The organism is Mahella australiensis 50-1 BON, assembly GCF_000213255.1.
GTDB classification, from domain to species: Bacteria; Bacillota; Clostridia; order Mahellales; family Mahellaceae; genus Mahella; species Mahella australiensis.
This window is the reverse complement of record NC_015520.1, coordinates 1,582,517-1,596,498: the sequence shown is the minus strand read 5'-3', so window position 1 is coordinate 1,596,498 and position 13,982 is coordinate 1,582,517. Positions and strand designations below refer to the sequence as shown.

9 protein-coding genes, 2 tRNA genes and 3 rRNA genes are annotated in these 13,982 nt (G+C 45.6%); 10 read left to right on the top strand and 4 right to left on the bottom strand.

Annotated elements, in window-relative coordinates; genetic code table 11:
• The first annotated feature begins 87 nt into the window (after positions 1 to 87).
• The 4 genes from rplU (at position 88) to obgE (ending at position 2,377) form a co-directional block, all read left to right on the top strand.
• Positions 88 to 399 carry a 50S ribosomal protein L21 gene (gene rplU / locus MAHAU_RS07575; RefSeq protein ID WP_013781132.1) on the top strand — a complete coding sequence of 104 codons (312 nt, stop codon included), beginning with the start codon at positions 88 to 90 and terminating at the stop codon, positions 397 to 399.
• The gene (locus MAHAU_RS07570) at positions 396 to 725 is read left to right on the top strand and encodes a ribosomal-processing cysteine protease Prp (protein WP_013781131.1); all 330 of its coding nucleotides are present in this window, start codon (positions 396 to 398) and stop codon (positions 723 to 725) included. The genes rplU and MAHAU_RS07570 overlap by 4 nt, the downstream gene beginning before the upstream one ends.
• Positions 726 to 729: 4 nt before the next feature.
• Positions 730 to 1,020, top strand: a complete 291-nt coding sequence (gene rpmA, locus MAHAU_RS07565; protein WP_013781130.1) for a 50S ribosomal protein L27 — start codon at positions 730 to 732, stop codon at positions 1,018 to 1,020.
• An 82-nt stretch (positions 1,021 to 1,102) separates the two neighbouring features.
• Positions 1,103 to 2,377, top strand: a complete 1,275-nt coding sequence (obgE, locus tag MAHAU_RS07560) for a GTPase ObgE (protein ID WP_013781129.1) — start codon at positions 1,103 to 1,105, stop codon at positions 2,375 to 2,377.
• Between the two features lie 7 nt (positions 2,378 to 2,384).
• On the opposite strand, the gene MAHAU_RS07555 is transcribed toward obgE, so the two are convergent.
• From MAHAU_RS07555 to MAHAU_RS07540, 4 genes are all read right to left on the bottom strand, one after another.
• Positions 2,385 to 3,059, bottom strand: coding sequence for a peroxiredoxin family protein (locus MAHAU_RS07555; protein WP_013781128.1), 675 nt, complete (start codon positions 3,057 to 3,059; stop codon positions 2,385 to 2,387).
• A 23-nt stretch (positions 3,060 to 3,082) separates the two neighbouring features.
• The gene (locus MAHAU_RS07550; protein WP_083809864.1) at positions 3,083 to 3,811 is read right to left on the bottom strand and encodes a cytochrome c biogenesis CcdA family protein; all 729 of its coding nucleotides are present in this window, start codon (positions 3,809 to 3,811) and stop codon (positions 3,083 to 3,085) included.
• A 321-nt stretch (positions 3,812 to 4,132) separates the two neighbouring features.
• On the bottom strand, positions 4,133 to 5,191 hold the full coding sequence (locus MAHAU_RS07545) for a polysaccharide pyruvyl transferase family protein (RefSeq protein ID WP_013781126.1): 1,059 nt from the start codon (positions 5,189 to 5,191) through the stop codon (positions 4,133 to 4,135).
• Positions 5,192 to 5,193: 2 nt separating this feature from the next.
• Positions 5,194 to 6,147: a CgeB family protein gene (locus tag MAHAU_RS07540; RefSeq protein ID WP_013781125.1), complete on the bottom strand. Its 954-nt coding sequence runs from the start codon at positions 6,145 to 6,147 to the stop codon at positions 5,194 to 5,196.
• An 817-nt stretch (positions 6,148 to 6,964) separates the two neighbouring features.
• Here MAHAU_RS07540 and MAHAU_RS07535 point away from each other — a divergent pair.
• From MAHAU_RS07535 to MAHAU_RS07510, 6 genes are all read left to right on the top strand, one after another.
• A 16S ribosomal RNA gene (locus MAHAU_RS07535) occupies positions 6,965 to 8,504 on the top strand.
• Positions 8,505 to 8,594: 90 nt separating this feature from the next.
• Positions 8,595 to 8,670: transfer RNA gene (locus tag MAHAU_RS07530), tRNA-Ala, on the top strand.
• 7 nt (positions 8,671 to 8,677) lie between these two features.
• Positions 8,678 to 8,754 (top strand) — tRNA-Ile (locus MAHAU_RS07525).
• Between the two features lie 48 nt (positions 8,755 to 8,802).
• Positions 8,803 to 11,719 (top strand): 23S ribosomal RNA (locus MAHAU_RS07520).
• A 42-nt stretch (positions 11,720 to 11,761) separates the two neighbouring features.
• Positions 11,762 to 11,878 (top strand): 5S ribosomal RNA (gene rrf / locus MAHAU_RS07515).
• The 16S, 23S and 5S rRNA genes sit together here with 2 tRNA genes alongside, the layout of an rRNA operon.
• A gap of 260 nt (positions 11,879 to 12,138) precedes the next feature.
• A complete protein-coding gene (locus MAHAU_RS07510; protein ID WP_013781124.1) occupies positions 12,139 to 13,977 on the top strand; it encodes an efflux RND transporter periplasmic adaptor subunit in 1,839 nt (612 codons plus the stop codon).
• Positions 13,978 to 13,982: the final 5 nt, after the last annotated feature.

Below are 13,982 nucleotides of genomic sequence, written 5' to 3'. Positions count from 1 at the left end.
TATGATACAATAACGCAAGTAGCCGCTCGAAAATGGCTTTAAAATTTTGCCTTATTTCGGCGAGACTGGTTAGAGGAGGTAGAGAACGTGTACGCTATTATAAAGGCTTGCGGCAAACAATATAAGGTACAAGAAGGCGATATAGTCGAAATGGAAAGGCTGAATGCCGAGGAAGGGCAGACGATTACATTCGATGAAGTCGTAATGTTGTCCGGTGACGATGAAGTCAAAATAGGCAAACCTGTTGTTGAAGGCGCATCGGTACAGGCTCAAGTGCTTGAGCATGGCAAGGGCCCTAAAATAACGGTTTTTAAGTATAAGCCTAAAAAAGATTATCGCAAAAAGCAAGGCCATCGTCAGCCATATACGAAAGTGCGCATAACTGCTATAACCATATGATATCGGTAAAATTCTATAAAGCCGAGAATGGAAGTATAAAAGGATTTTCTATAGAAGGCCATGCAAATTATGGCGACGAGGGCGGCGATATTGTATGCGCGGCCGTATCCATGGTAGCTCAGACTACCGCGTTGTCGCTGCAGGAGTTGCTGAATATACCTATACAGCTTGAGATGGATAAAGGCAATATGATATGCTTTTTACCCGATGAATATGGGCGGACACAGGATGATGCGCAATTGTTGCTCAGAGCTATGGAATTGGGATTGAAAAATATAGAACAAGGTTATAAAGGCAATATTAGAATTATCGAGGAAGGGGTGTAAGACCATGTGGAATATAGATTTACAGCTATTTGCTCATAAAAAAGGTATGGGTAGTACCAGAAACGGACGTGAAAGTGAATCGAAGCGCCTTGGAGCAAAGAGGGCCGATGGTCAGTTCGTTTTGGCAGGCAATATCCTAGTAAGGCAACGCGGTACCAAGATTCATCCAGGGCTCAACGTGGGTATAGGCAGTGACGATACGCTGTTTGCAAAAGTCAATGGCATATTAAAGTTCGAGAAGAAAGGCCGCGATAAGACCGTAGCCAGCGTTTATGAGCAATCTGCTGTACAATAATCGCTTAAAAATAACGAGGTCGCACAGCCCTAAGCTGTGGGGCCTTTAATTTTATTTATGGAAGGCGGTGAAAGGTAGAAATATGTTTGTAGACAGAGCGAAAATATATGTAAAAAGCGGTGATGGCGGCAATGGTGCTATATCCTTCCGCCGCGAAAAATATGTGCCCCGTGGGGGGCCGGACGGTGGCGATGGTGGCGACGGCGGCAATGTCATATTGCAGGCTGATCAAAATATGAATACCCTTATGGATTTCAAGTATAAAGTGCATTATAAAGCGCAGCGCGGTCAGCATGGTCAAGGCAGCAATATGCGCGGTAGAAACGGTGAAGACCTTATAATAAAGGTGCCTGTAGGTACCGTCGTCATAGACGCCGAATCCAGTATGATAATAGGCGACTTAATAAACGATGGTCAGCAAATCATAGTAGCCTATGGCGGCAAAGGCGGTAAAGGCAACGCACATTTTACTACTTCGGTGCGCCAGACTCCGCGCTTTGCCCAGGAGGGAGAACCAGGTCAGGAAAGATGGGTTATATTGGAGCTTAAGATGATAGCCGATGTAGGGCTTATAGGTTTTCCCAATGCCGGTAAATCGACAATATTATCTATCATGACGGCTGCCAGGCCTAAAATAGCAGATTACCCTTTTACTACATTATCGCCGAATTTGGGCGTGGCTTATGCGCCGGATGGACGCAGCTTTGTATTGGCTGACATTCCCGGGCTCATAGAAGGAGCTCATGAGGGTACAGGGCTTGGGTATGAGTTTTTACGCCATGTAGAGAGAACACGGCTTTTATTGCATGTGGTAGATGCATCTGGAATGGCTGGACGCGATCCTGTGGACGATTTTTATAAAATAAATGAAGAATTGCGCCTTTATAATGAAGAACTGGCTAAAAGGCCTCAAATAATATTGGCTAATAAGATGGATCTGCCGGAAGCACAGCAGAATTTTGAGCGCATAAAAGAAGCAGCCGATAAATGCGGTTATAAAATATTTGCTGTATCGGCAGCCAAAGGACAAGGCTTCGAGCAGGTATTATACGAGGTATTGAAAATGCTGGATAGCTTACCCAAGCATGAGGGTTTTGTTTCCGAGCAAGCAGAGGTAGTTTATGTACCCAAGCAAGAGTTAAATTATAATATAAAAAAAGACGATGAGAGTTATATAGTAGAAGGCAGCCTTATAGATAAACTGCTGCGCATGACCAATATAGACGACCCCGATTCGCTGGCATACTTTCAAAAAGTGCTCGAAGACAACGGCGTTTTCAAAGCGCTCAAGGCTCAAGGCGCCAGAAACGGCTGTACGGTGAAAATTGGAGCTATAGAGTTTGATTACATAGAGTGAGCAATGCTCACTCTATGGCTCTAATATTTTCTATATATTGAATTATCTGCTCCTTATTAGGATATGCTCCACCGAAGGCATAGCGGACTATGCCATCTTTATCGATTATATAATTGGCTGGTATTCCTCTCTGTTGATAAATAGCCCATACCTCATCGTCTTTATCTAAAAGGACCGGAAAGGTATAACCGTTATCTTCCATAAATTTTCTTGCGTTTTTCTCAGCTTGTTCGCTATCGGTGCCACCTCTGAGTTCCACCGATGTGGAATTTACCGTCAGTACAACCACATCATAATCTTTATACTCTTCATATATTTCCTGGAAATAAGGCATTTCTTCTCGGCATGGCGGACACCATGTAGCCCAGAAATTGAGCAGCACGATCTTGCCTTTATAATCAGAAAGCTTTATTTTGTCGCCATTTAGATCTTCTAATTCAAAATCTTCTATAGGGATATCCATCATGCCTTCCAGCAAAGCTTCTTTTAATGCAGTTTGGTTATCAGTATTCCCTTCGGTTGCAGGCGTTTCGGTTTGTTCTTGCGGTGACTGCGTATCGATATCGTTCTGTTTATCGGTTATATCTTGAGAAATCGGATTTGAACCGGAAGAACATCCGGATACGGTCACAGCTATTATTATTGTTATAAGCAATATGTTTTTTAAGTTTCTCCATTTCATGTTCTGTTCTCCTCTTTTTACCATTATGTTATTTGAAATAACGTTTCCCATCTGCCGGTTATCATAAGCAGACCTATAATCATAAGCAAGGTACCGCTTATGATTTTTATAGCTTTCATATATTTATAAATGCTCTGCAGATATCCCAGCAAATATTCAAAAAATATCGCTATGAGCATAAATGGCAAGCCTAAACCGAGCGAATATATGGCCAACAGCGATATACCCTCCCATAGAGTAGAAGCATTACCAGCCATTATCAGCACTGACGACAGAATGGGTCCTATACATGGCGTCCAACCAAAGCTGAAACCCATTCCCATTAAGAGCGAACCGATAAAACCTGGCACAGTGTTTCCTGTGTTCAGGCGCTTTTCATAATTAAGCCATCGTATGGGTATGATATCCATTTGAAATAAACTGAAGAATATAACTATAATGCCGCCTATACGACTGAATAATCGGCTATTTTGCAATAAAAAACGTCCTATGCTGGTTGCTGTGGCACCTAGCAGGATAAATATTATAGAAAATCCTATAACAAAAGCCAGGCCATTCCATATCAATGCTCTTTTAGCGTTACTGTGTCGTGTTATATTGTCAATGGATTGACCAGTTAAATAGGTAATATATACAGGTATAAGAGGAAGCACACATGGGGATAAAAAAGAAGCCAGTCCCTCAAAAAATACTACAGCCGATGATAAACTACCGTTCAAGCATAACGCACCTCTCATTATCAATTCCGACACAATTATTTTACCACCCTCCCCTAAGGGGTGTCAATTGGCTTGTTGGGATCTGCAATTCGTAACATCTACCTGAAACGAGCGATATAAAGCGATGCAAACGATATAAAGCCGGAGAACGCCTCGAAATATTGCGTAGGCGTACTCAATGAGTGCAGCGTAGAGCAAGCGTAGGTCGGGCATGGACGCCCGACCAGCCGGCACTGAGCATGGACGCGAATTGCCGGTGTTAGCTTGCTCAAGCGAAACGAATTGTAAGTACGCCAGCAATATTTCATGAGCGGGCGTAGGATTTATATCATTGCATGCGCTGAATTTGTTATATTACGAATTACAGTTGGGATTATATTGGATGCATGTTAGAGCTTTGGAGACTAACACAGCATTCGATTGAGTTAATTGCTGTGATATGTTACTTCTGTGTTTTAGAATTTCCGTAAAGCGTTGTTGCAATATAGTGCTTATATTTGAGTTATATGGGTCTACGCAATATTCTCTAAGATTCATGTCATCCATGAGGGCTTTTACTTTGGTATGGTAATTTAAAGCAATAACTGGTATGCTGTGTTTTAACGCCGATACCAAAAAATGAAGGCGCATGCCTACGCATATATCCGTGGATGCTATGGAATTATATCTTTCTTCTGAAGATGCTTCATCTTTTAATATGAAGGAGCCTTCAGGGGCAATCATACGGTGTATGTTGTTATCGTTTAGAGCGGGATTAGACTTCATTACCTGGCACGGGATAAAATAAATTTGATGCCCCATCTGCTTCAACCATCTCAAAAATGGTATGAAGGTCGCATATAATGTCGGTTGATTGTTGCCAAAACATCTTAAATTTATGCCTATTTTTAGCCTAGATTGATTGATGATATTTACATCATTTTGACATAATGGCAGAGCCCATATGGCCTCGGGTATCCTTTCGGCTTGACCGGAAAAATATCGCATGAAAGCGTTCAAACTATAGCTATCGCGTACGCTTATACCTATGGATTTATCAAACAATTTTTGATAGTGGTTTATAACGCTTGGTGATGTTGCTCTATCATCTATACCTACGCGGTATATAATGTAGGGCGTGGTTACGGCGTCGCTCATAAACGGGAACCAATATTCCCCCAAATATACCATACCACCTCCACCTATTATCAATAAATCGCAGCGATTCATGATATCGATAGTATTACCTTGCGGAAAATAATTGACGCCTACAATTCGGTAGTCTACCTGGCCTTCGATAACCTTGCAATCGCTAAATACGATAAACTGCGTATCATGGCCGTATTGTCTCTTCATATTATTCATTATTGCCTTAAGATTAAGCTCATCACCTAAATTATTGAAGCCATAATAGCCTATAATTCCTATCAACATGATCAATACCTTCTTATAATATTTAAAATATCTTGAGCTCTTTGCTTATAAGTATGATGAGCATATACTTCTTGCTGTCCTGCCGATGCTATAGTTTGCCTTTCGGTATCATGCTCGAGATAGTACCGTACTAATTCAAGCGTTTGCTCCGATGATTTAGACCATACCAAGTGTTTATAATTTGTAAATAGGCTTTCAATAGCCGGGGTATGCTGAGTGAGATAGAAAGCCCCGCAACCTAGCACTTCAAAAGTGCGCATGCTCATCATAGTCGGCGAAGTATTTACCGAATGTAGCCCCAGCACTATCTTTGTGCTAGCGTATAGTCCTGGCAAATCTTCATAAGGCATATAACCGCCGTATAAGTTTTTACCTATAGTGAAACCGTACGCTGGATTAAGCCACCAATCGAGCCCATATATCTTTATATTCAGTCCAGCGTTTATTATTGGCTCCAGTATTATCTTACGGCCTTCATTGCGGGCAGCATGTCTGAAGTAATTATTGCCCATAAAGACTATGTCGTTTTTTAAGTCTTTGCGGGGCGGTACTTTTTTGTGGAAATCAGGGTTACAGGCGAACATAAGCAGATGCGCTTTTATGCCATGATGAGCGTATTGCTCTATACATTCCAGAGCCGGGGTAAATACATAACGGGCTTTGCAGGCGAAAGGCAGCGATAAGCGTTCAAAATCTGGAGGGTCTTCTATAGCCCAATATATTAATGGTACATGCAAATTATCCAGAGCCGGAAATAATAACGGGTACAGGCTATCACCGCCCTCGCATATTACAAAATCGGGATTATAAGTTGATATTATCCTATATAATATTTTGTTATCCTTATGGTATTCGCTTGCTAGATTCACAACTTTGACGCTGTGACCTAATTGGCTAAACCCCGTTGCTAATCCATAGCTTATTATGGGGGCGCTATTAGTAAATAAGAATCTCATAATATCACTCCAGATATACTATAATATATATTACAGTATATGCAAGAAGATATAAAATGACATAAAAAAGCAAGGCCCACAGCGATCTCAACTTCAGCCTATGCAGATATCTATATCCACACCCATATATGATCACTGAAACCAACGACCATATATGAGCATTTCGATACCTGCACAGACCTATGCTCGACCATCAATGATAGTTTATAGACCTGCTATGATCTTTCGACCATAGCAGACCTAACGTCTGAAAACATCATGCTAGAAAATGTTATAAAAAGCAAACATCACTACCATCGATGATCTTAGCTCGACCATCATACATATCTTATAACCCCATGATGACCGATAGGCCGTCATAGAGCTAAGGCTATATAAGCATCGATACATATGATGATCTTCCCGCCGGCTTATATCAGACCTTTACAAGCGATCCGATATAAACCTTTGGCCGAACATTGCAGAGTCATTCCGACCCTGCAATGCTCTGCGCTCAACCGCTGTGAACCTTACTGGAAATAGTATATCCGAGCGCGATGGCTTTATTCTATGAAATTTATGGAGAAATTTATGGAACAAAATTACCATTTGACAATACATATGAGAAGTGGTATATTAATAAAGCCGCCGATGAAGGCGGAGAAATAATAGCAGCATAAAAGGTCGAAAAAGGGTATTGACAAGGGATAAATAAGCTGCTAGAATATAAAAGTCGCTCACGAGAGCGGCATGGACATTGAAAACTGAACAGAATGAAAGAACACACAAAACGCTTTGCGGACCAAAGAGTCAAGGATAAAAAGGTGTACTCTACCACAAACAAGAGAGTTTGATCCTGGCTCAGGACGAACGCTGGCGGCGTGCCTAAAACATGCAAGTCGAACGGATATACTAACATTAAGCGATTAATGGGAGTATATTAGTGGCGGACGGGTGAGTAACACGTGAACAACCTGCCCTGTACAGGGGGATAACAGACCGAAAGGACTGCTAATACCCCATGAGACCACAGCATCGCATGATGCAGGGGTCAAAGGAGCAATCCGGTATAGGAGGGGTTCGCGGCCCATTAGCTAGTTGGTGAGGGTAGAAGCCCACCAAGGCGACGATGGGTAGCCGGCCTGAGAGGGTGAACGGCCACACTGGGACTGAGACACGGCCCAGACTCCTACGGGAGGCAGCAGTTGGGGATATTGCGCAATGGGCGAAAGCCTGACGCAGCGACGCCGCGTGAGGGAAGAAGGTCTTCGGATTGTAAACCTCTGTCGAGTGGGAAGAAAGAAATGACAGTACCACTGGAGGAAGCCCCGGCTAACTACGTGCCAGCAGCCGCGGTAATACGTAGGGGGCTAGCGTTGTCCGGAATTACTGGGCGTAAAGGGCGTGTAGGCGGTAGAGCAAGTCAGGTGTGAAACCCCCGGGCTCAACTCGGGGCATGCATCTGAAACTGCGATACTTGAGTGCAGGAGAGGGAAGCGGAATTTCTGGTGTAGCGGTGGAATGCGTAGATATCAGGAAGAACACCGGTGGCGAAGGCGGCTTTCTGGCCTGCAACTGACGCTGAGGCGCGAAAGCGTGGGGAGCGAACAGGATTAGATACCCTGGTAGTCCACGCTGTAAACGATGGATACTAGGTGTAGGTGGTATCAAAGCCATCTGTGCCGAAGTTAACACATTAAGTATCCCGCCTGGGGAGTACGGCCGCAAGGTTGAAACTCAAAGGAATTGACGGGGGCCCGCACAAGCAGCGGAGCGTGTGGTTTAATTCGAAGCAACGCGAAGAACCTTACCAGGTTTTGACATGCATATGAATTATGCAGAAATGCATAAGGCTTATCGAAAGATAAGACATATGCACAGGTGGTGCATGGTTGTCGTCAGCTCGTGTCGTGAGATGTTGGGGTTAAGTCCCGCAACGAGCGCAACCCTTATTGTTAGTTGCCAGCACGTAGAGGTGGGCACTCTAACGAGACTGCCGTGGATAACACGGAGGAAGGTGGGGATGACGTCAAATCATCATGCCCCTTATGATCTGGGCTACACACGCGCTACAATGGCCGGAACAAAGAGGAGCGAAGCGGTAACGCAGAGGGAATCTCAAAAAACCGGTCTCAGTTCAGATTGTGGGCTGCAACCCGCCCACATGAAGAAGGAGTTGCTAGTAATCGCGGATCAGCATGCCGCGGTGAATACGTTCCCGGGCCTTGTACACACCGCCCGTCACACCATGAGAGTCTACAACACCTTAAGCCGGTGAGCTAACCGCAAGGAGGCAGCCGTCCAAGGTGGGGTAGATGATTGGGGTGAAGTCGTAACAAGGTAGCCGTATCGGAAGGTGCGGCTGGATCACCTCCTTTCTAAGGAGTAAGACCTTGACGACAAAAAAGGACGCAAAGCCAGAGTTCACTCATTCTGTTTAGCTTCCAGGGTCCATGACCTTGGAAAACGGGGATATAGCTCAGATGGGAGAGCGCCTGCTTTGCACGCAGGAGGTCAGGAGTTCGAATCTCCTTATCTCCACCAAGGAGCGGGGCTCATAGCTCAGCTGGTTAGAGCACACGCCTGATAAGCGTGAGGCCAGTGGTTCGAGTCCACTTGAGCCCACCATTGCACATTGAAAACCGCATAATGCAAGAGAAAAACAATTTTCCGGGCGATCAAGGAAGAAAGAGCATAGGGTGGATGCCCAGGCACTGGGAGCCGAAGAAGGACGTGGTAAGCTGCGAAAAGCCATGCGTAGCCGCAAACAGGCGAAGAGGCATGGATATCCGAATGGGGCAACCCGCTGCAGGTAACGCTGCAGCATCGCATGATAAATACATAGTCATGCGAAGGGAAACCGGGGGAACTGAACCATCTAAGTACCCCGAGGAAAAGAAAGAAACATCGATTTCCCAAGTAGCGGCGAGCGAACAGGAAAGAGCCCAAACCATAGCGATAGAGATATCGCTATGGGGTAGAGGACCGGCAGACGTAGGGAACAATATAGCCGAAGGCGGAAGGGAAGCCGCGCCACAGAAGGTGACAGCCCTGTAGGCGAAATATTGTAAACTACAGCCGGTATCCGGAGTACCACGGGACACGAAGAATCCCGTGGGAATCAGGGAGGACCACCTCCCAAGGCTAAATACTACCCAGTGACCGATAGCGGACAGTACCGTGAGGGAACGGTGAAAAGAACCCCGAGAGGGGAGTGAAAGAGAACCTGAAACCCTATGTTTACAAGCAGTGGAAGAGGAATAAAAACCTCGACCACGTACTTTTTGTAGAACGGACCGGCGAGTTGCTTTATGATGCGAGGTTAAGGACAATAAGTCCGGAGCCGAAGGGAAACCGAGTCTGAAGAGGGCGAAATAGTATCATGGAGCAGACCCGAAACCAGGTGACCTATCCATGGACAGGGTGAAGCGCGAGTAAGATCGCGTGGAGGCCCGAACCACGTTGTCGTTGAAAAGGCATGGGATGAGCTGTGGATAGCGGAGAAATTCCAATCGAACCTGGAGATAGCTGGATCTCCCCGAAATAGCTTTAGGGCTAGCCTCAATCGATGGACCAAGGAGGTAGAGCACTGAATGGGCTAGGGGCCTAACGGTTACCGAACCCTATCAAACTCCGAATGCCATGGGACTAAGAGATTGGGAGTCAGACTGCGAGTGCTAAGATCCGTAGTCAAAAGGGAAACAGCCCAGACCATCCGCTAAGGTCCCCAAATCCAGATTAAGTGTAAAAGGATGTGTAATTACTCAGACAACCAGGATGTTGGCTTAGAAGCAGCCATACATTAAAAGAGTGCGTAACAGCTCACTGGTCAAGTGAATATGCGCCGAAAATGTCCGGGGCTAAATCTGGTACCGAAGCGGTGGCAGCGCGAGAAGCGCTGGGTAGGGGAGCAATGTATGCAGGGACGAAGCATAAGCCGAGAGGCGATGTGGACCGCATACAAGAGAGAATGCCGGTATGAGTAGCGAAAGGGTGGTGAGAATCCACCCCGTCGAAAGCCTAAGGATTCCTGAGCAAGGCTCGTCCGCTCAGGGTAAGTCGGGACCTAAGCCGAGGCCGAAAGGCGTAGGCGATGGACAACGGGTTAAGAATCCCGTACCCCCAAGAGTCGCAAAAAGAGAAGCAGGGACACAGGAGGATAACAGCAGCGCGCTGATGGTAGAGCGCGTTCAAATGCAAAGCCGAGGCAGGCAGGCAAGACCACCTGTCGATGGTGAAGCATGATGAGGACCGAAAAAAAGTAGGGAAGGCTGCGAATCCACACTGGCGAGAAAAGCTGCTATCGAGACTTGCGGGGCCCGTACCGCAAACCGACACAGGTAGGCGAGGAGAGAATCCAAAGACGCGCGGGAAAACCCTCGTTAAGGAACTCGGCAAAATGACCCCGTAACTTCGGGAGAAGGGGTACCACGAGAGTGGTCGCAGAGAAATGGCCCAAGCGACTGTTTAGCAAAAACACAGGTCTCTGCCAAATCGGAAGATGAGGTATAGGGGCTGACGCCTGCCCAATGCCGGAAGGTTAAGGGGAAACGTAAGCGGGAGACCGCGAAGCGTAGAACCGAAGCCCCGGTCAATGGCGGCCGTAACTATAACGGTCCTAAGGTAGCGAAATTCCTTGTCGGGTAAGTTCCGACCCGCACGAAAGGCGTAACGACTTGGGCGCTGTCTCAACGAGGGGCCCGGTGAAATTGAAGTACCAGTGAAGATGCTGGTTACCTGCGACTGGACAGAAAGACCCCGTAGAGCTTTACTGTAGCCTGACATTGGACTTTGGCACATGATGTACAGGATAGGTGGGAGGCAAAGAAGCATAGGCGCCAGCCTATGTGGAGCCGCCGTTGGGATACCACCCTTCATGTACCGAGGTTCTAACCTAGGCCCGTTAACCGGGATAGGGACACTGTCAGGTAGGCAGTTTGACTGGGGCGGTCGCCTCCAAAAGAGTAACGGAGGCGTCCAAAGGTTTCCTCAGGATGGTTGGGAATCATCCGAAGAGTGCAAAGGCAGAAGGGAACTTGACTGCGAGAGAGACAACTCGAGCAGGGACGAAAGTCGGGCTTAGTGATCCGGCGGCATTGCGTGGGCAAGCCGTCGCTCAACGGATAAAAGCTACCTCGGGGATAACAGGCTGATCTCCCCCGATAGTCCACATAGACGGGGAGGTTTGGCACCTCGATGTCGGCTCGTCGCATCCTGGGGCAGAAGTATGTCCCAAGGGTTGGGCTGTTCGCCCATTAAAGCGGCACGCGAGCTGGGTTCAGAACGTCGTGAGACAGTTCGGTCCCTATCCATCGCAGGCGCAGGATATTTGAGAGGAGCTGTTCCTAGTACGAGAGGACCGGAACGGACGGACCGCTGGTGTATCAGTTGTACCGCCAGGTGCATAGCTGAGTAGCCAAGTCCGGATAGGATAAACGCTGAAAGCATCTAAGCGTGAAGCCAACCTCAAGATAAGATATCCCATAGCGAGAGCTAGTAAGACTCCAGAGAGACTAACTGGTAGATAGGTCAGAGGTGTAAGCGCAGCAATGCGTTGAGCTGACTGATACTAATAAGTCGAGGACTTGATCCAACGGAAGATAGCATTATGCGGTTTTGAGTGTGCAAAACAAGACCGGGTGACAATAGCGAAGGGGAAACACCTGTACCCATTCCGAACACAGAAGTTAAGCCCTTCAGCGCCGATGGTACTGAGCGGGAAACCGCTTGGGAGAGTAGGCCGTTGCCCGGTCTTTTTTTATTTTTCTGTTATATCAAACCTATCCTATTCTTTGGGATTCCCAAAGAATTTTTTAAGCTTTAAAAATTGTTTTTATATACATGTTTGAAAACAGACACTTATTGTTTATTTTCAAACATGTATTTTTATTGTTTATTTTTAAGTACAAGATTTTTAGGCTATAAATAGTATTTCTTTCAGTGTTTTTATATGGCATGATATTTGCTCATATTATATAGTGAATACTAATTTTATTTTTGGAGGTAAATTGTATGAAACGTTTTTTTGCCACATGGTGGGGCAAACTTATAATCGTAGTCATCGTAGTGGCGATAGGATTTGGCACGTACTACGGCGTAAGAGCCTACATAAACCGCAATAGCGGAAATGTACAACAGGCTGGTCAATTTGCGACTGTAGCAGCTCGTAAAGGCAGCATAACGGTGAGCATAAATGGTACAGGCACTATGGAACCTGCTGCTCAGGAGGATGTTATTATAGATGGCAGCGGCACTATAAAAAAGATGTATTTTAAAGAAAGCGATACAGTAAAAAAAGGGGACTTGATGTATGAAATAGAAAATGAAAGTCTACCGCTTAGTATAAAACAGGCTGAGTTAAATATAAAACAAATGCAACTGTCCGCTGACGATATAGAAGGACAAATATCTAAAGCTATAGTTACAATACCAAACGCGGGTTTGTTGGACCTCAATGTGTCCGAGGGAGAACAGGTGTCGCTAAATATGCCTGTGGCTACTGTACAGGATATATCGGTTTTATCTTTAGCAGTATCGGTATATGGCCAACAAGCGGGTAGTATTAAAGAAGGTCAGAGCGTTACCATTACAGTAAGTGGCGTAAGCGGAAGTTTTAACGGTAAAGTGGTGCAGGTAACCCAGAGCGCATCGTCTGTTCAAGGCGGTTCGGGTAGCGGAAATAGTGCGCCACAGATAGCGGTCAGCCAAGAAAGAGACACAACTGATACGAATGATATTGAACAGCCGGCTCAGGCTATGGCTGTTATCGATGTGACCAACAGAGGTAGCAAGCTGCGTATCTCTCAAACGGCATCTGCTGTTATAAAGACCGATACCGGTAATGTATCGGCATTCGGTCAATTATCGGCTAAATCATCGCCTGTGCAAATAAAAGCGCCTATAAGCGGCAAAATCCAGACGCTGTATGTCAGCGACGGTGTTATAGTTTCTAAAGGCCAAAAATTGCTGAAATTCGATACCGCAATATTGCAAAACAACTTGGATGTGCAAAATACTAAAATAGAACAGGCTCAACTAGACTTGCAAAATCAAAAGGCTCAATTGGATAAGCTGAAAGTATATGCGCCAATAGGTGGCGTTATAATAACACAGAATGTCGAGGAAGGCGACAATGTAAACGATATATCACAAGCATCCTCTTCATCGTCAAATGACCAACAATCGGCTCTGTCATCGAATATATCTTCGCCGTTAAACTCATCTTCCGGAAGTGTATCTTCGACGAGCAAAGGCAATGTAGCGGCTACAATAGCTGATGTCGGTAAATTCCAGGTCTCAATAGCCGTAGACGAGCTTGATATAAATAAAATAAAGGTCGGACAAAAGGCTGTTATAACGGCGGATGCATTGCCTGATCAGAGCTTTGTTGGAGAGGTTATAGACGTTGAAGATCAAGGCACATCGCAAAACGGTGTAACGACGTATGACGTTACGGTCGCTTTTGATAGAGTTCAAGATATGAAGACAGGGATGACAGCCGATGTGGAGATTATAGCTGCACAAAAGGATAATATTGTTATTGTGCCCATAGAAGCGGTTATGGAGCGCAACGGTAAAAAATTTGTTATAATATATGATGAAGCTAATACTACTTTACAGCAGAACAATATGCGTGAGGTTAAAACTGGCATAAATAACGAGAGTTATATAGAAATAACCGAGGGCTTAAAGAAGGGTGAAAAGGTAATGCTGACATCAGCGGCTTCGCAAAACAGCAATGCCTCTTTCCCTGGTGTAGTTCCTCCAGGCATGGGCGGGCTTCCGGGGAATACGCAACGTCAGGGTACATCCGGAAGGGCCGGATTTATGCCGCAGGGTTTGAACAGATAGAGGGA